Genomic DNA, 18,423 nt, shown 5'->3' with positions numbered 1-18,423 from the left:
GAGCACGCTGTATAACGGTAAGGGGGTGAGAACATGGTGGATGTATTATCACAAAATGAGATTGATGCCCTATTAGCAGCACTTTCCTCAGGTGAGATGGATGCCGAGGAATTGAAAAAGGAAGAAACTCAGAAAAAAATTAGATCGTATGATTTTAAACGGGCTGTACGCTTTTCCAAAGATCATATTCGAAGTTTGACTCGAATTCACGAGAACTTTGCACGCTTTCTCACCACTTATTTTTCAGCCCAATTGCGGACATTCGTTCAGATTAATGTCGTTCAGGTCGAACAATTGCCTTATGATGAATTTATTCGTTCAATCCCTAAAATGACGATATTAAACATATTTGAAGCAGAACCGTTACAAGGACGAATGGTAATGGAAGTTCATCCTAATGTTGGTTATGCAATGTTGGATCGATTGCTAGGTGGTACAGGGAGTGCACCGACAAAAATAGCTTCAATGACTGAAATTGAAACGACCATTATGGAGCGAATCTTCAGCCGAGCATTCGAAAGTTTGCAGGAAGCTTGGAAGACGGTGCTGGATATATCGCCGAGAATGGAAGCACTTGAGACGAATCCACAGTTTATGCAGATCGTATCACCCAACGAAACAATTGCCCTGATCTCGCTGAGTACCAAAATCGGTGACACTACAGGCATGATCAATTTGTGTATCCCACATGTCGTTCTTGAACCTATTATGTCCAGGCTGTCGACACATCAGTGGTTTGTTTCGGAGAAGAAAACAAGAGCACCGGAAGAATACGATGCCCTTAGAGAACGTGTGAACAAAGCCAAATTGCCAGTTGTTGCGGAACTGGGTGAATCCAGAATTTCGATCTCGGAATTCCTTGGCCTTTCGGTCGGCGATGTCATTACGTTGAACAAACCGGTTGAAGAGGGATTATCCATCAAAGTTGGCGACAGGTTGAAGTATATGGGCAGTCCGGGAACGATCAAAGACCGTGTGGCTGTGCAAATAGACAAGATTGTCACCGAAGGAGTTGAAGAATTTGACGAGTAAGGATTATTTGTCCCAGGAAGAAATCGATGCTTTGCTCCGGCAATCCGAATCGATGGGTAGCACGGAACCGGCTGAAAAAACAGTTGATGATTTTTTGACTGAACTGGAACAAGATGCACTGGGGGAGATCGGTAATATTACATTTGGTAGCGCTGCGACAGCATTGTCCACGCTATTGGGATTAAAAGTAGATATTACAACACCGAAGGTATCCATTATCAGCCGTTCACAATTCGAAGAAGCGTTTCCCAAGCCACATGTTGCTGTACATGTCAATTATGTGGATGGATTTGAAGGGATCAATTCACTAGTTATTAAGAAGCGCGATGCTCAAGTGATTGCTGATCTTATGCTCGGAGGCGAAGGAAATCCTGCCGATGAAGAGCTGAACGAAATCCATATTAGTGCAGTACAGGAAGCGATGAACCAAATGATGGGTTCATCAGCAACTTCCATGTCTACGATTTTCAATCGATTTGTGAATATCTCTCCGCCAGGCATTGATATTCTCAATATGGAAAGTGGCGAGGGTGTCAGCAGTCTGCCGCATGACGAAACGTTGATTCAAGTATCGTTTCGCCTCCTGATTGGTGATCTGATTGACTCCAATCTGATGCAGCTTTTGCCTGTTGATTTCGCTAAGCATATGGTGGATATGTTAATTGGCGGTGCACAAGAATCAACAGCTAATGCACCAGTAACAACACCATCGCACGCGGCACCAGCGGCGGCAGCTCCACCAGTGACGCCGGAGCAACCACCGGTTCAGCAACAAATGCCTCCACAGGCGCCTCAACCGCCTGCTCCAGACTATAACGGGTATGGACAAGCACCAATGGGTATGCCGCAAGGAATGCCACCACAACAGCCTTATGGGATGCCACCACAGCAACCATATGCTGCACCACAACACTACGGCGGTATGCCGAACAGGAATGTAAATGTACAACCCGTCCAGTTCGCCAATTTGCAAAACGGGGCCTACGGTCAGGTGGACGAAAATAATTTGAATTTATTGATGGACATTCCCCTTAAGGTCACCGTAGAATTAGGAAGGACCCAGAAGCAAATTAAGGATATATTGGAACTCTCACAAGGTTCAATTGTCGAGCTGGATAAACTGGCCGGCGAACCTGTCGATATTTTGGTCAATAACAAACTGATCGCTAAGGGAGAAGTCGTCGTTATCGATGAAAACTTTGGTGTTCGTGTTATAGATATCGTAAGCCAATGGGACCGAATTCAGAAATTACAATAAGCACAATTTAGGGAGGACTTGAATCAAGATGGCAAACCGAATTTTAGTCGTGGACGACGCTGCGTTTATGAGAATGATGATCCGGGACATTTTGTCCAAAAACGGATATGAGGTCGTTGGCGAGGCTCAGGATGGAGCACAAGCAATTGAGAAATTTAAGGAACTTCGTCCTGATCTGATCACGATGGATATTACCATGCCTGAGATGGATGGAATTGCAGCACTAAAAGAAATTAAGAAAATCGATGCGAACGCTAAAGTCATTATGTGTTCAGCTATGGGACAACAAGCGATGGTAATTGATGCGATTCAGGCTGGTGCCAAAGATTTCATCGTTAAGCCATTCCAGTCTGACCGAGTCATCGAAGCTATCAGCAAAACACTGGGAGTTTAAGAAACATGATGATGGCGCAGGGTGATACTCCTGGAGGAGCTGACATTGGGACCAACTATTATTTTCAGCTAGTATGGGTGATTGTCGTCCTGGCCGTCATCCTGGTCCTTATCGTCTACCTGCTCCGCTTTTTGAACAAACGGAATCAACAATGGTTCCGAAGTGGTACAGTCCGTATTTTGGGTGGTGTGGGGCTGGGGCCTAACAAGTCACTCCAGATCATAGAAATTGGTGGCAATGTCTATCTGGTCGGTGTTGGCGAGAATATACAATTGCTAGACAAAATTTCAGATCTGGAAGAGGCACAGAGAATCGTTGATTCATTTGAGAGAGAAGCTTCTTCACAACAAGGAAGCCTTTCACCATTAATCAACAAGTTGGCATCCCGCTTGCGTAAGAAAGAACCACCAAGGGAGATGGAACTTGAGGATACGGCCTCTTTTCACGAGTTATTCGAGTCGAAACTCCGGCAGATGCCTAACCGAAAAGAAAAGATGGAAAAGCTCCTGGAAGAAGACAATACTACAGATCGGTCGAGGGATTCATGAAGAAAAAGATTTGGCTAGCATGTTGTTTGATGGGGCTTATCAGCCTGGCATCTGTGACGGTTGCCTTTGCCGAACCGATACCGAACATCGATATCCAAATCGGAAGCGGAGATGGGGGAACACCAAGTACGAGTTCTCTTTCCATTATTCTGTTAATTACGGTGTTAAGTATAGCACCCGCAATACTGGTGTTAATGACCAGCTTCACCCGAATTGTTATCGTTCTCGGTTTTATACGGACATCCTTGGGGACGCAACAAATGCCGCCCAATCAGGTGCTTGTCGGTTTAGCGCTCTTCCTGACACTGTTTATCATGTCACCGACGCTGTCTTCTATTAATCAGGTAGCTCTTCAACCTTATCTCAAAGGAGACATTACGCAAACGGAAGCGCTTGAAAAGGCTCAAGATCCCATAAAGAAATTCATGTTCTCCCACACGAGGGAGAAAGATCTACTGCTTTTTATGAAATACAATCAGACCGAACAACCAAAAACGTATCAAGATATACCGATCACTGTCATGGTGCCAGCGTATGCAATCAGTGAATTAAAGACAGCATTCCAGATGGGATTTATGATTTTCATTCCGTTTTTAGTCATAGACATTGTGGTTGCAAGTACACTAATGGCTATGGGGATGATGATGCTCCCACCGGTCATGATCTCGTTACCTTTTAAGATATTGCTATTTGTCCTTGTGGACGGTTGGTATCTTGTAGTGAAGTCACTGCTGCTGAGCTTTAACACATGAGCAGGAAAGTTGAAGGAGGACGGTCATGACTTCAGAATTTGTTATAGGTCTGGCCGGGAAAGCAGTATACACGTCTCTGCTGGCCAGCGCACCCATGCTTATACTTGCTCTAGTTGTGGGTCTCATTATCAGTGTATTTCAAGCAACGACCCAAATTCAGGAGCAGACATTAGCTTTTGTACCGAAAATTATTGCCGTGCTTCTCGCAGTGCTCTTATTCGGACCTTGGATCTTAAATATTTTGGTGGATTTCACGTATAACATTCTTGATAATTTATACAGATATATAGGGTAGGCTTTCGCAGATGGAGACATTGTTGCAAAGTTTTCCTGTCGCTCTGCTTATGTTTTGTCGAATTGCATCATTTTTTGTAACTGCTCCAGTGTTCTCAGCTCGAAATGTGCCGAATTCCATCAAGATTGGTCTCTCGGCATTTGTGACATTAACGGTTTATGTGGTTTATGGCATGAATCAGGAAGTGCCTACTGATCTGAGTTACATTCTATTGATTATCCGGGAGATTTTAATAGGATTGCTACTAGGTTTTGTAGCTTATCTAATCATGACAGCCGTTCAGACGGCGGGAACATTCATTGACCTTCAGATTGGCTTTGGTATGGCGAATGTATTTGATCCGATGACTGGTGCTTCTGCACCGCTGACGGGTAATTTCAAATATGCTTTTGCTATGCTGCTCTTCCTGACGATGAATGGACACCACTACCTTCTGGACGCCATTGTGTACAGCTATCGCTGGATACCTCTATCCAATGCCTTTTTCATACGATTGGCCGACGGGAGTATTGCTGAGTTTCTCGTTCATACGCTAGGTGAGGCCTTTATGCTTGCCTTCCAAATGTCGGCACCCATTGTAGTGGCTTTGTTTTTGACGGATGTAGGATTGGGTTTTCTGGCTAAAACTGCTCCTCAATTCAATGTGTTTGCTGTCGGTATGCCGTTAAAGGTACTGGTGGGAATCGCCATATTGCTTTTGATGGTTCCGAGCTTCGCCTTTGTATTTAGCCAATTGTTCGAAGCGATGTTTAGATCTATGGAGAAGTTGCTTGGAACGATCGGACAGAGGCCGGGCTAAAGGAAACGGAGGACAGGATTCAAATGAAACTTCAACTTGACCTTCAGTTATTCGCAGGGGAGAAGACGGAGAAAGCCACCCCGAAAAAAAGGCAGGATACGCGTAAAAAGGGGCAGGTTGTCAAAAGTATGGAAATCTCCGGAGCATCCATTCTCCTGTTCACCTTTTTAATCATGATGGTTTTCAGTGATTTTTACAAAGAACGCATTGTTCGCTTATTTACAGATATCTTTATGAATCGGCTGAGCTTGGAGATTACCGGCGAGAATGTGATGGCCCTCATGATGCGCTATGGCATTGAAGTTATGCTGTTGCTTGCACCCGTACTGATAGGTTCGGCAGTGGTCGCATTAATAGTCAATTATATGCAGGTTGGTTTTCTACTTGTGGGAGAAGGATTGAAGCCAAAGCTTGAGAAGCTTGATCCGATCAAAGGATTCAAAAACATTTTCTCACTCCGCTCGTTAGTGGAGTTTGCAAAATCCATTCTGAAAATGTCGATTATCGGTTATCTGGTCTACAGTACGATTACAAGTTATCAATCGGATATTGCTTCGCTTTCTCATTTTTCTTTGGATGCCATATTACACTTTTCGGCTTCAATCACCCTGAATCTGGGTGTCAAAATTGCTGTGGCCTTAATGGTACTCGCAGTGTTCGACTATATGTATCAGAAATACGATTACGAGAAAAACATTCGGATGTCTAAACAGGACATCAAGGATGAGTATAAAAAAATGGAAGGTGACCCGCTGATCAAGGGTAAAATCAGGGAACGACAGCGTCGTATGGCTGTACAGCGGATGATGCAAGAAGTTCCTAATGCAGATGTGATCATCACAAACCCGACGCACTTCGCGGTGGCGCTGAAGTATGAAGGGTCTGAGATGGAGGCACCTCAGATTATTGCTAAAGGTCAGGATTACGTCGCCTTGCGTATTAGGGAAATTGCCAAAGAGCACGGTGTCATTACAATGGAAAACAAGCCGCTGGCACGGGCATTGTTCCAGAGGGCCGAGATTGGCGACGCCATACCGGCTGATTTGTTTCAAGCGGTAGCCGAGGTGCTGGCTTATGTATATAAATTAAAGGGCAGAACGAAATAAAAGGGATCGGAGGCCGTACATTCATTGAAAACAAAAGATATTGCTGTCCTTGCGGGTATCATTGGCATTGTGTTAATGATGATTCTCCCGATCCCAACCTGGTTGTTGGACATGCTGCTTGTTGTCAACATTTCACTTGCATTGATGATATTGCTCGTCGCGATGAACAGCAAGGAAGCGTTGCAATTCTCCATTTTTCCGGCATTATTGTTGATTACTACACTGTTTCGCTTAGCATTAAATATCTCAACAACTAAGCTGATCCTTGGAGAAGGAGACGCGGGATCTGTCGTAGCCACATTTGGTAGCTGGATCGCAGGCGGTCAAATTGCTATTGGTTTTATCGTCTTCCTCATACTGGTCGTTGTTCAGTTTATCGTAATCACCAAGGGTTCAGAACGTGTAGCTGAGGTTGCAGCACGGTTTACACTCGATGCGATGCCCGGTAAACAGATGAGTATTGATGCGGACTTAAATGCAGGCTTGATCAATGAGCAACAGGCGCGTGAGCGTCGTTCCAAAATTGAGAGAGAGGCAGACTTCTACGGTGCAATGGATGGTGCGAGTAAATTCGTAAAAGGAGACGCGATCGCGAGTATTATCATCTTGCTGATCAATCTCATTGGTGGATTTATTATCGGTATGACCATACATGGTCTCTCGTTTGCAGATGCGTTGTCCACTTATTCTGTATTAACAATCGGGGATGGATTGGTCAGTCAGATTCCTGCGCTTCTGATTTCTACAGCAGCGGGTCTTATCGTCACTAGAGCGTCATCAGAAGGAAACTTGGCAGATGATATTACGGGGCAGTTGTTTACATACCCGACGCTCATATATATTGTAGCTTTTGTAATAGCAATGCTTGGTTTCTTCACTCCAATTCACGCCATTACGACCATACCTCTGGCAGGTATACTGGCTTTTGCCGCTTGGAGAATGCAAAATACGCTGAAATCTAAACAAGAGGCAGAAGAACAGATGGAGGAGGAGCAACAGATCGAAGAGGTTAGAAGTCCAGAAAGTGTAATTAACTTGCTTCAGGTTGATCCAATCGAGTTCGAATTTGGATACGGTTTGATTCCTCTGGCGGATAACCAGCAGGGCGGAGATCTACTGGATCGGATTATTATGATACGTAGACAATGTGCACTTGAATTAGGGCTCGTTGTCCCCGTCATTCGGATTCGAGACAATATTCAATTGAGACCTAATGAGTATGTCATTAAGATCAAGGGTAATGTGGTTGGTGGCGGTGAATTGCTGCTTAATCATTATCTGGCTATGAGCCCAGGGTACGAAGAGGAGTCTGTGACAGGAATTGAGACGACGGAACCGGCTTTTGGCCTTCCTGCTCTGTGGATCGACGAAGTGACCAAAGATCGAGCTGAACTTGCAGGTTACACCGTTGTGGATCCGCCTTCCGTTGTGGCTACCCATCTGACAGAACTGATTAAGAAACATGCGCATGAGCTTCTCGGCAGACAAGAGACGAAGGCGCTTGTGGATAATCTCAGAGAGAACTATGCTGCACTTGTGGATGAACTGATTCCATCGGTTTTGGCCATTGGGGATGTACAAAAGGTGCTGGCTAAGCTTCTGCGTGAGAAAATTTCCATCCGGGATATGGTCACGATTTTCGAGACGCTGGCTGACTATGGGACTTATACCAAAGACCCGGATGTCCTCACTGAGTACGTAAGACAATCGCTTTCCCGTCAAATTACCCAACAGTTCTCCCAAAAAGGTGAAACACTTAGAGTGATTACGGTTGGACCTGGATTGGAAAAGAAAATTGCTGAAAGTGTACAGCAGTCCGATCAAGGAAGTTACCTTGCACTGGATCCTGCGTCTACACAAAGTGTGTATCAAAAATTGACCGAGCAGGTCAATCGATTAATTCAATCAGGCCAACAACCTGTCGTATTGACTTCTCCAACCATTCGTATGTACCTGCGTCAAGTCATTGAACGCACCATGCAGGACATACCGGTGCTTTCCTATAGTGAGTTGGAACCGAATGTTGAAATCCAAAGTGTCGGAGTGGTGAACTTATGAGAGTAAAACAATATATTGTTGAGACCATGCCCGAAGCTATGCTTCAAATTCGGAAAGACCTGGGAAGTAATGCTGTCATTCTGTCCACCAAAGAAATTAAGGTGGGCGGAATGATGGGGATGTTTCGCAAAAAAAGAATTGAAGTTGTGGCTGCAGTTGAAGAGGAAGAGAAAAAAGAAGCCAAGAAGCAAGTACAGAACCAAATTGCGTCAGTACCTCGTTCGTATGTTCCTGAAGCGTACAGGCAAACGGCTCGTTCATTTGTGAACGAAGCCAATGAATCGGAATCGGCTGCACAGATTGTTGAACAATATGCGGATGAAAAACGCAAGGAAACCGCTGCTCATGTTGGATCGACGAACATCAATTCAGACAGAGGGCTCGGTAAATTTGAGTCAAGCATGGATTATAAACCGCGACCGGAAGGGGCGGATTTTTCGGTTTCATCGTCTCCTTCCATGCAGGAACAAGACAAACAGGGGCAACAGGTTGAACTGATGTCTGAACTGAAAGAGCTCAAAAAGATGATGACTCAATTATCCAGACAAAATGAATTTGCTGACCCTGTACCTGAAGAGTTTCTCTCTCTCAAAGAGCGGCTGATTTATCAAGAGGTGCAGGCGGATGTTTTCGAATCATGGTTTGAAACGGTTGAGGCGCAGTTGAATGCTAAAGAACTGGACGAAAAAGAAATTGTTCAGTCGGTTCAGCAGCAGATTTTAACGTTTCTGGAGGAACGTATCGATGCAGGGATATTGCCTGGCACTCGAATCGTTTATGTCGCTGGACCCACAGGTGTGGGGAAAACAACGACCATTGCCAAACTGGCTGCTGAGCAGATGTTTAAGCATCATCGTAAAGTTGGATTTATTACATCGGATACGTACCGTATATCAGCAGTAGAACAGCTTAGAACCTACGCTTCCATTTTGAATGTTCCGCTTGAGGTGGTACAGTCTCCAGGAGATACGCAACGAGCTATATCTCGTTTGCAGGATTGTGATCTGATCTTCATGGATACTGCAGGAAGAAACTATAGAAACGAATTACTTGTTTCTGAGTTGCAAAGCCTGCTGGCACCCGTAGAGAACAGTGAAACCTTTCTCGTCATGAGCATGACATCCAAAAGTACGGATATGTTTGAAATTACCGAACATTTCAGCAAGTATGGGTTGGATAAAATCATTTTCACCAAGATGGACGAAACGGGTACCTGTGGTCCAATGATTAATCTGCTGCATCACTTCCCGTTGAAACTTGCCTATGTGACCAATGGACAGAATGTTCCCGATGATTTGCTCAAACCCGATCCAGCGTCACTGACTAAACAATTGCTGGGAGAGCTCGCGAAATGAAGGACCAGGCAGCCTCTCTTCGAAGTTTGGTGTCAGCACCGAGTGGAGTGGACAAAATCCAGCGCAGTGGCCGCTCTTCCAAAATCCTAACGATTGCTAGCGGAAAAGGCGGAGTAGGAAAATCCAATTTCACTTTGAACTTTGCACTTGCGCTGCAAACTCTGGGCAGGAAGGTACTCGTATTTGATGCAGATATCGGCATGGCTAATATTGATGTCCTTATGGGGACTTCATCTCCCTATAATCTGTATCATTTGTTGTATCGGCAGAAGTCCATACAGGAAATCATTCAGCTTGGGGCGAACGGACTACCCTATATTGCAGGCGGATCGGGCATGAAAGAGTTATTTTCGTTGTCGGACCGTGATTTGGAATTTTTTGCAGAGCAAGTGGAAATGGTTGCGCAGGAAATGGACTATGTCATATTTGATACCGGGGCGGGGCTCTCTAGAGAAAATATGAAGTTTATTGGTGCAGCTGACGAATGTATGATTATAACCACTCCTGAACCCACTTCCATAACCGATGCATATGCACTGGTCAAAGTGATGCATGGTCAGGAAAATGCTACACCTTTTCGGATGGTCGTTAACCGTGTTGAAAATGAACAGGAGTCGGAACAGGTGGCGGACAAAATAGCAGGAGTAGCCAAGCGGTTTTTGCAAACGGATATCCCCCTGCTTGGGTATGTTTCTGAAGATCCGAATGTCGTTAAAGCGGTGAAGAGACAGGTGCCCTATAGCCTGGCTTATCCCCATTCAAAAGCTTCCAGAGATATACAGCGGCTCGCCCTTCGCTATTTGGCTGAACCTGCGGTTAACGAAGCCGGAACCTTGACAGGAATCAGGGGATTTATGAAAAAGTGGCTTAGGAAGACAACATGATTTCTGAAAAAAGGAAACAGAGGTGGACAAAACATGGCGGTGTATCAAGTATTGGTTGTCGATGATTCCGCTTTTATGCGCAAAATTGTCACGGATTTAATTGAAGCGGATCCGGAATTCAAAGTGGCGGCAACAGCTTCAACCGGCAAGGAAGCAATTCAAAAAGCAGTGGATTTAAAGCCTGATGTAATTACGATGGATGTAGAAATGCCTGAAATGAATGGGCTGGATGCACTGAAGTCAATCATGCAACAATCATCGGTACCTGTAATTATGCTATCAGGTATTAATGAACAAGGTATGAAAGAAACCATCATGGCGCTTGAGGCTGGAGCATTCGATTTTATACGAAAGCCTTCCATTTCACATGATCAGGATATAGCTCAGGTAGGCAAGGCTCTCGTCGAGCGAATGCGGGCTGCCATGAACGAAATCAAGCGAAAAGCGGACCGCGAGGCATCCACGCAAAAGAGCGAAGAGATTCAAGATAATCTCTTGCGGCAATCTCAGCGGGTACAGCGAGATGCACCTACGCAAGTTCGTAAGGAACCCGCTCAAAAAAGGATTGATCCTGTACAGCCAGTTACACGGCCAAACAGTGAACCAAGTGAGCGACTCCAGTCCAAGGTGCTGCAGCGAAACATGCCGCTGGTGGATCAGAAAAAAGATCAGTCAGACAAAAAACGGGAAGCTGCAAAGAGTCCAGATCGTATTCCTAACCCTAAAGAGACTAAGGTGCCTAAACATATTAAGCCCCTTCCTATTCCGAAGGAGTTAAGGAATTCTGAACCATTACGCTCGGCAGTGGAGCAGGTGGCTGCAACCTCAAGTCAATCGTTACCAAAAGCAGTAACGGGAACTGAGGGCGCATTCAACAAAATTGTCGCTATTGGCTGCTCTACAGGAGGTCCAAGAGCACTTAAAACTTTGCTTGAGGAACTACCTGCTGATTTGCCTGCACCTGTCATTATTGTGCAGCACATGCCGCCCAATTTTACCCGGTCTCTGGCACAAAGACTGAATACCTTCAGTCCGCTGCATGTCGTTGAAGCGGAAGAAGGTATGGTTCTAAAGAAAGGTTCCGCATATATCGCTCCTGGTGGATATCACATCATAGTAAGTAAAACGTCGGATGGAAAGTACATCCTGAAGCTTACAGAGGAGCATCCGGTGAATGGTCATCGGCCTTCTGTGGATACGATGTTTGAGTCGTTATTGCCATTTACGTCGCTTCAGCGGCATTTGGTTCTATTGACGGGTATGGGCAGTGATGGAGCGCGAATGATGAAAAAACTGTATGAAGCGGGTGTCACGTCCACCTTTGCGGAAAATGAAGAGACCTGTGTTGTGTATGGAATGCCGCGTTCTGCTGTAGAGCTGCAATGCGTACGTCATCTTCTGCCTTTGCAGGAGATTGCCCCAAAACTTGTTCAAGCAGTGAAATAAACGGAGTGTAACTCATGGAGGAGGTGCCTCACAATGGACATGAACCAATACTTATCCATGTTTATTGATGAGTCTAATGATCATCTGCAATCCCTTAACGAAAACATGCTTCAACTCGAAGGCAATCCGGAGGATCTCGGTATAGTCCAAGTCATCTTCCGCTCTGCTCATACTTTGAAAGGTATGGCCGCAACAATGGGTTTTGAGGATTTGGCATCATTGACACACAAAATGGAGAATGTGTTAGATCTTGTACGTAATGAGAAGTTGAAAATGCAGGACTATATTTTTGATACCCTGTTTAAGAGTTTGGACGCGCTTGAATCCATGGTTCAGGATATTACCAGTGGTGGAGAAGGTAAAGCTGACGTTTCCGCAATTGTCGCTTCCCTTCAAGCCATTGAAAGTGGTGAATGGACAGGTGGCAAAACACCAGCTGCTGCAGCAACTACTAAGCCGGTAGAGAGCATTTCATCAGCAGTTGATCTAGACGAATTCCAATATTCCGTGCTGGACCAGTCGATCGCGGAAGGGCATCGAGTCTTCTACATTGATGTGCTTGTTAGTGAGGATAGTCAGCTGAAAGGCGTTCGTGCCTACATGGTATTCGATCTCTTGGAACGTTCGGGTGAAGTCGTGAAGTCTTTCCCTACGGTTCAGGATATTGAGCAAGAGAAGTTTGAGCGCAGTTTCTCGTTGTATTACATAACAACCAAAGAAGCGCAGGAACTGGAAAAAAGCATTTTAAGCATTTCAGAGATAGAAAGTGCCAAAGTCATTCAGCTGGATCAGGAAACTCTTCAGCAGATGACCAATCAGGCTGCAGCTGCAGTTGAAGCTGAAACAGTCGCTATAGCTACAGCTGTATCACAAGAGGTCGCAACTGCGGTCAAAACAGAAGAAAAACCAGCAGAAAAACCAGCAGCCAAGCCTGCTGCACCAACTAAACAGGCAGCAGCACCTTCGCGTACGATTCGAGTGGACATTGAGCGACTGGATGTACTTATGAATTTATTCAGCGAACTGCTGATTGATCGGTCGCGCCTGGAGCAATTGGCAAGCGAAACGGGTAATAATGATCTATCCGATACCGTTGCTCATCTTAGCAGAGTCAGCTCAGACCTGCAAAACATTGTTCTCAAGCTGCGCATGGTACCTGTGGATACCGTATTTAACCGGTTCCCGCGGATGATTCGTGACCTTGCCAAGACATTGGATAAAAAAATTGATCTGGTCATTACCGGTGCTGAAACCGAATTGGATCGTACGGTTATTGATGAGATCGGTGACCCACTGGTGCATTTGCTGCGTAACGCGGTGGACCACGGTGTCGAGTCCATCGCAGAACGTGTTGCTGCCGGAAAACCGGAAATGGGTACAGTTAACCTTCGGGCTTTCCACAGTGGCAACCATGTTTTCATTGAGATTGAAGATGACGGTAAAGGAATTTATCGTGAGAAGCTTTTGCAAACAGCCATTAAACGCGGCGTTGTAACGGAAGAACAGGGTGCGAAAATGAGCGACGATGAAGTGAATCAACTTTTATTCGCTCCTGGCTTCAGTACAGCTGACAAAATCTCGGATATCTCGGGTCGCGGAGTAGGATTGGACGTTGTAAAATCCAAAATCACTTCGCTTGGCGGTAATGTAACCATTCATTCCACACCAGGCAAAGGGACAAATTTCTCGGTTCAACTGCCATTGACGTTGTCCATTATCGCTGCAATGCTTGTACGCGTAGGCTCGGAGAAATATGCAGTTCCGTTGTCATCCATCGTGGAGACAGCTATTGTACAGCGTGAACAAGTTCGCAATATTCATGGTAATAAAATGATCACGTTCCGTGAATCCCTCATTCCGTACTTGTCGCTAAACGAAGTGTTTGGAGTACCTGACTTCAATGATGAGGATGAGTCGGAAACAGAAATCGTTGTCATCCGCAAAGGAGATCGTTTAGCAGCTGTTTCCGTTGAAGAATTCATTGGACAGAGCGAGATTGTTCTCAAATCGATGGGAACCTATCTTCCTTCCATTGAAGGAATCTCCGGAGCAACCATCCTGGGTGATGGACAAGTAGCTCTCATCGTTGATCCTAACGCATTCATTAAATAAACAATTACGTAAGCCTTACACTTTATAGGGAGGTTTTATCCATGGAAGAAGAATTGAAAGTCATTGTCTTTAAATTAGGTTCTGAAGAATACGGTATTGAGGTTGAAAAGGTTCAGACAATTGAGCGCATGATGCCGATTACTCGTGTTCCTAAGACATTTTCCTTCGTAAAAGGGGTTATTAATCTACGAGGGGTTGTAATCCCTGTTATCGACTTGCGTGGTCGCTTCTCCCTGCCAGAAACAGAATATACGGATCAAACTCGAATTGTAATTGTAGCTGTAGGTGACATGCAGGTTGGATTCATCGTCGACGCAGCCAATGACGTAATTGACATTAAGAGCAGTGCCATTGACAGTCCGCCGGAAGTGGTTGGTGGAGTTAAAGCGAGATATCTGCGCGGTGTGGCTAAATTGGAAAATGAACGTTTGTTGATCATGCTTAATCTGCATGAAGTATTGAATAAAAGCGAGGTTGTTCAGCTGGAAAGTGTCGAGGGCTAACACGTGGAGATGTTCAACCGATTTGAGGGATTCCAAATGGATGTGCTCAAAGAGGTCGGTAACATTGGAGCAGGCAACGCCGCAACGGCGTTGTCTCAGCTTCTAAATAGACCGATTGACATGGGCGTGCCAACAGTACAGATGCTCCCTTTTGAAGAAGTAGCGGAAAAAGTGGGCGGGGACGAACGAATCGTGGTGACTGTCTTTTTACGTGTTGAAGGCGAGGCGCCAGGTAATCTGTTTTTCATGATGACCCCGGAGGCCGCCAAAATGCTGCTGAACCGGCTTGCCGGCTTTGATCTGAAGGAAGGTCTCATGTTTACGGATATGGAACAGTCTGCGTTATCAGAAATCGGTAATATTTTGGCTGGTTCATATCTTTCATCACTTGCAGATTTTACTAAACTGTCGATGTATCCAACGGTTCCCGGACTTGCCATTGACATGGCAGGGGCAATACTCAGCTATGGACTGCTGCAATTTGGCGAAATGGGAGACGATGCACTTTTAATTGACACATCGTTCTTCGAAGGAGAAGATCAGGTGGAAGGTCAATTTTTCCTGATTCCTGATCCATTGTCATTTGCCAAGATATTTGAATCTTTAGGGGTGCCTCTGGATCATGATTGAAGAAAAAAGCGTCGTTAAAGTCGGTATGGCGGATTTGAACATTGCTCACCTTCCTGGCATAATCCGCACGACAGGGCTTGGTTCTTGTGTGGGGTTAACGATGTATGATCCGCATTTGAAGCTGGCTGGAATGGCGCATGTCATGCTTCCTTCTTCAGAGATTGCTAGAGAAGGAAAGTTGAACACGGCTAAATATGCGGACACCGCGTTGCCTGAGTTATTAGAAAAGATGTTGAAACTCGGTGCATCTCGCTCACGAATCGTGTCCAAGATGGCAGGTGGTGCTCAGATGTTTGCTTTTTCAGGGGCTGGGGATACGATGCGTATTGGGCCGAGGAATGCGGAATCTTGCCGTGAATGGTTGCAAAAGCTTAATATTCCTCTTCTTGCTGAAGATACAGGTGGGAATTATGGCCGGACCATTGAAATGGACTGTGAAACAGGGATTTTAAATATTAGAAGTGTACAAATGGGTGTAAAGGAATTATAAAATGATGATAGGAAACTACCGCATTAATCTTGGAGCAGGCATAGTCGGATTTATTCTGACTTTTTTTGTAGCATACAGCAGCAATTTGTTGATGACCAGTTTAATTCGCGGGTTAATCGGATTCGTAGCCTGGTATGCCCTTGCTTTTGGTCTTCGCTGGGGGCTGGGGTTGCTGCTGACCCCGTCCGCAGGAAGTAAGGGATTCGATTATGATCCCCAAATTGGTCCAGAAGTGAGAGGTTCGCAAGTGGACATTAAACTCGAAGACGATGGACAAGAGCTGAACGACTTGCTCAAGAATGGACAGAACGCCTCCTCTGGGGAAGAAATTCCGCCATCCGAGACGAAAGCTCCAACGGGCTTCGCCCCATTGGATCCGCCTAAACTGGTACGGACGAAAGATCCGGAAGAATTGGCGCAGGCCGTTCGTCACCTGACAGACAAATAAGGAGGGTGAAAGCAATTGGACGAGCGTAAAGCTTCACATTTGAACCATGCTGATCTGTGGGAAAAGTGGAAAGAACACGGAGATCTTGAAGCCAAAAAATCTTTAATTGAAAAATATCTTCACATTGTGAATTATGTATCCGGTCGTTTGGCTGTTGGGTTACCCAAAAATGTTCCAAAAGATGATCTTGAGAGCAACGGTGTCATGGGACTAATCGATGCTCTTGAGAAATTCGACTATGAAAGAGGCCTTCAATTTGAAACCTATGCCTCATGGCGAGTTCGAGGAGCGATCCTGGATGGTTTGCGTCAAGGAGACTGGGTTCCCCGTTCCGTGCGGGAGAAGGCGAAACGAATCGAAGATGCTTATCAGCAGTTGGAGCAAACCTATTTACGTTCTGTAAGCGATGAAGAAATGAGTCAGTATCTCGATGTGTCGACAAAGGACTTCCAACATATGCTCCAGGAAGTGGCTGTAATGTCACTGTGTTCCCTTGAAGATCCGATTCGGGAAGAAGAGTCTGAGACTCGTCTTTCCTTAATGGTTGATGAAAAGGCCAAAAATCCTGATTACAAGGTGAACGAGTTTTATCTGAAGGATGCTTTGGTTCAGGGACTCGATAAGTTGACGGTTAAAGAGAGAACGGTTGTCTCCCTTTTGTATTATGAAGACTTGTCGCTTAGTGAGATCGCTGAAGTGATGTCCCTGTCACCATCGCGCATATCGCAGCTTCATTCCAAAGCCATTTTGAGGCTCCGGGGAACGTTGGAAAAACAAAAGGATTTGTTGATGCGCAAAGATTAGTAGAGAACTTGATTATACGGATTTCGGGGAGTGGAAAGTCTAAAAGGAGGAAGAACTGCATTGACACAGCGAATTGCTTTGGAACAATGCCTTAGCGTTGTTTTATCGGAAGATAAAAGTACGGCCTACCTTGAGTTTTCCAAGCAGGAAGAAGGTTTCGCCTGCACGCTGGATGAACTGGAACAATTTATTGCGGGTCAGGGCATTAAGTATGGTGTGCTGCGTGAAGCACTGCTCGTGTTTGTGAATCAACCTGAAGCATATATAAATACGCAGTTGAAGATTGCCGAAGGCATCGCCGCTGTTCCTGGAACGGACGGATACATCAAAGTACTGGTTGGTATGGATGATGCCAGTGAGCGTCGACCTCTGGAAGCGGAAGATGGCAAGGTGGACTACAAAGAAGTAACTCGGTTAAACAATGTAAGATCAGGTCAAATCATTGCCGAGCGCATTCCTCCCGTGGATGGTACAGTAGGCCAAGCCGTTACAGGCGAGGAAATTCCTTTTCGTCCAGGGAAGGACGCACGATTCAAAGTGGGGAAGAATGTAGTTATTAATCCGGATGGATCTGCAATGTATGCCGCTTTGGATGGACTCGTGACCAAAACGGAAGGAAATAAACTGAATGTATTCCCCGTATATGAAATAAATGGCGACGTAGACTACAATATCGGCAATATCGATTTTGTAGGCACGGTGGTCATACGCGGCAATGTACTGACTGGTTTTAAAATAAAAGCAGCGGGTGACATTCGCGTTGTCGGCGGAGTTGAAGGCGCAGAGCTTGAAGCAGGTGGCTCTGTCGAAATCACCGGTGGTATTATCGGATATAACAAAGGGCATGTTCAGGCAGGTCATAATGTCAAATGCACCTTCATTCAGGAAGGTAATGTAGATGCAGGTGAAGATGTACTCGTCTCCCAAAGTATTATGCATTCCAATATTCGTGCAGGCAGGGGCGTGATCTGTGCAGGCACCAAAGGCCTTATTGTTGGTGGTTCCATTCAAGCCGGTGAAAATGTCTCAGCACGTATTGTGGGTAACAGCATGTCGACAGTAACTTCGATTGAAGTTGGTGTTCTTCCCAAGCTCCGTAACGAACTGAGTGAATTGCGTAAAGGGCTCAAGGAACAGATGGATTCCTTGGACAAAACGAAAAAGGCATTGGTATTGCTGGATCAATTAGCGGCTGCCGGACAACTGAGTCCAGACAAAATGGCAATGCGAGTTAAGCTTACAGCTACACAGAAGTCGGCACTTCGTCTTAACGAGGAAACCAAATTACGTATATTCGAGATTGAAAAAGTATTGGAAGATACGAGCAGAGCCCGAGTGGATATTCTCAAGATGATTTATGGAGGCTCTAAGATAGTTATCGGCAGATACACCAAATTTATTAAAGATCCTGTGAGCAGAATTTCATTTTATTATCATGATGGGGATATTACGATGACTCCATACGTTTAAGTACAGCATGAGGCACAGATAGAAAACCATTCGAAACCG

Annotated in this window: 19 protein-coding genes; all 19 read left to right on the top strand. The window is 45.3% G+C overall.

Features of this window, described 5'->3' with window-relative positions:
* The first annotated feature begins 33 nt into the window (after positions 1-33).
* The 19 genes from fliM to ABGV42_RS09760 are packed head-to-tail and all read left to right on the top strand — an operon-like array spanning position 34 to position 18,384.
* Entirely contained in the window at positions 34-1,032 is a 999-nt protein-coding gene (fliM, locus tag ABGV42_RS09850) for a flagellar motor switch protein FliM (protein ID WP_347381513.1), read from the top strand.
* A complete protein-coding gene (gene fliY / locus ABGV42_RS09845; RefSeq protein ID WP_347381512.1) occupies positions 1,022-2,290 on the top strand; it encodes a flagellar motor switch phosphatase FliY in 1,269 nt (422 codons plus the stop codon). The genes fliM and fliY overlap by 11 nt, the downstream gene beginning before the upstream one ends.
* Before the next feature lie 28 nt (positions 2,291-2,318).
* The gene (locus ABGV42_RS09840; protein ID WP_095287820.1) at positions 2,319-2,684 is read left to right on the top strand and encodes a response regulator; all 366 of its coding nucleotides are present in this window, start codon (positions 2,319-2,321) and stop codon (positions 2,682-2,684) included.
* A gap of 11 nt (positions 2,685-2,695) precedes the next feature.
* Entirely contained in the window at positions 2,696-3,232 is a 537-nt protein-coding gene (locus ABGV42_RS09835; RefSeq protein WP_347383192.1) for a flagellar biosynthetic protein FliO, read from the top strand.
* Positions 3,229-3,984 (top strand): flagellar type III secretion system pore protein FliP, encoded by a 756-nt coding sequence (gene fliP, locus ABGV42_RS09830; RefSeq protein ID WP_347381511.1) that lies wholly within the window; start codon positions 3,229-3,231, stop codon positions 3,982-3,984. Before ABGV42_RS09835 ends, fliP begins: the two co-directional genes overlap by 4 nt.
* Before the next feature lie 25 nt (positions 3,985-4,009).
* Positions 4,010-4,279, top strand: a complete 270-nt coding sequence (gene fliQ, locus ABGV42_RS09825) for a flagellar biosynthesis protein FliQ (RefSeq protein ID WP_095358617.1) — start codon at positions 4,010-4,012, stop codon at positions 4,277-4,279.
* 10 nt (positions 4,280-4,289) lie between these two features.
* On the top strand, positions 4,290-5,078 hold the full coding sequence (gene fliR / locus ABGV42_RS09820) for a flagellar biosynthetic protein FliR (RefSeq protein WP_347381510.1): 789 nt from the start codon (positions 4,290-4,292) through the stop codon (positions 5,076-5,078).
* A 23-nt stretch (positions 5,079-5,101) separates the two neighbouring features.
* Positions 5,102-6,184: a flagellar biosynthesis protein FlhB gene (gene flhB / locus ABGV42_RS09815; RefSeq protein ID WP_347381509.1), complete on the top strand. Its 1,083-nt coding sequence runs from the start codon at positions 5,102-5,104 to the stop codon at positions 6,182-6,184.
* 24 nt (positions 6,185-6,208) lie between these two features.
* Positions 6,209-8,242 carry a flagellar biosynthesis protein FlhA gene (gene flhA / locus ABGV42_RS09810; RefSeq protein WP_347381508.1) on the top strand — a complete coding sequence of 678 codons (2,034 nt, stop codon included), beginning with the start codon at positions 6,209-6,211 and terminating at the stop codon, positions 8,240-8,242.
* Positions 8,239-9,597: a flagellar biosynthesis protein FlhF gene (gene flhF, locus ABGV42_RS09805; RefSeq protein WP_347381507.1), complete on the top strand. Its 1,359-nt coding sequence runs from the start codon at positions 8,239-8,241 to the stop codon at positions 9,595-9,597. The genes flhA and flhF overlap by 4 nt, the downstream gene beginning before the upstream one ends.
* The gene (locus ABGV42_RS09800; RefSeq protein WP_347381506.1) at positions 9,594-10,481 is read left to right on the top strand and encodes a MinD/ParA family protein; all 888 of its coding nucleotides are present in this window, start codon (positions 9,594-9,596) and stop codon (positions 10,479-10,481) included. The genes flhF and ABGV42_RS09800 overlap by 4 nt, the downstream gene beginning before the upstream one ends.
* Before the next feature lie 33 nt (positions 10,482-10,514).
* Complete coding sequence (gene cheB / locus ABGV42_RS09795; protein ID WP_347381505.1) at positions 10,515-11,927, top strand: chemotaxis-specific protein-glutamate methyltransferase CheB; 1,413 nt, start codon at positions 10,515-10,517, stop codon at positions 11,925-11,927.
* A gap of 33 nt (positions 11,928-11,960) precedes the next feature.
* A complete protein-coding gene (locus ABGV42_RS09790; RefSeq protein ID WP_347381504.1) occupies positions 11,961-14,039 on the top strand; it encodes a chemotaxis protein CheA in 2,079 nt (692 codons plus the stop codon).
* 41 nt (positions 14,040-14,080) lie between these two features.
* Complete coding sequence (locus tag ABGV42_RS09785; RefSeq protein ID WP_175396052.1) at positions 14,081-14,542, top strand: chemotaxis protein CheW; 462 nt, start codon at positions 14,081-14,083, stop codon at positions 14,540-14,542.
* A 9-nt stretch (positions 14,543-14,551) separates the two neighbouring features.
* Positions 14,552-15,172 (top strand): chemotaxis protein CheC, encoded by a 621-nt coding sequence (locus ABGV42_RS09780; RefSeq protein WP_095287977.1) that lies wholly within the window; start codon positions 14,552-14,554, stop codon positions 15,170-15,172.
* Positions 15,165-15,662, top strand: a complete 498-nt coding sequence (locus tag ABGV42_RS09775; RefSeq protein ID WP_095287809.1) for a chemotaxis protein CheD — start codon at positions 15,165-15,167, stop codon at positions 15,660-15,662. Before ABGV42_RS09780 ends, ABGV42_RS09775 begins: the two co-directional genes overlap by 8 nt.
* A gap of 1 nt (position 15,663) precedes the next feature.
* Positions 15,664-16,110: a hypothetical protein gene (locus tag ABGV42_RS09770; RefSeq protein WP_347381503.1), complete on the top strand. Its 447-nt coding sequence runs from the start codon at positions 15,664-15,666 to the stop codon at positions 16,108-16,110.
* Positions 16,111-16,125: 15 nt separating this feature from the next.
* Entirely contained in the window at positions 16,126-16,914 is a 789-nt protein-coding gene (locus ABGV42_RS09765) for a FliA/WhiG family RNA polymerase sigma factor (protein WP_347381502.1), read from the top strand.
* A gap of 60 nt (positions 16,915-16,974) precedes the next feature.
* On the top strand, positions 16,975-18,384 hold the full coding sequence (locus ABGV42_RS09760; protein ID WP_347381501.1) for a DUF342 domain-containing protein: 1,410 nt from the start codon (positions 16,975-16,977) through the stop codon (positions 18,382-18,384).
* Positions 18,385-18,423 lie beyond the last annotated feature (39 nt).

Origin of the sequence: Paenibacillus pabuli (assembly GCF_039831995.1) — a bacterium.
Classification (GTDB): domain Bacteria; phylum Bacillota; class Bacilli; order Paenibacillales; family Paenibacillaceae; genus Paenibacillus; species Paenibacillus pabuli_C.
The sequence above is the reverse complement of the archived record's forward strand: the minus strand, read 5'-3'. Positions and strand labels throughout refer to the sequence as shown.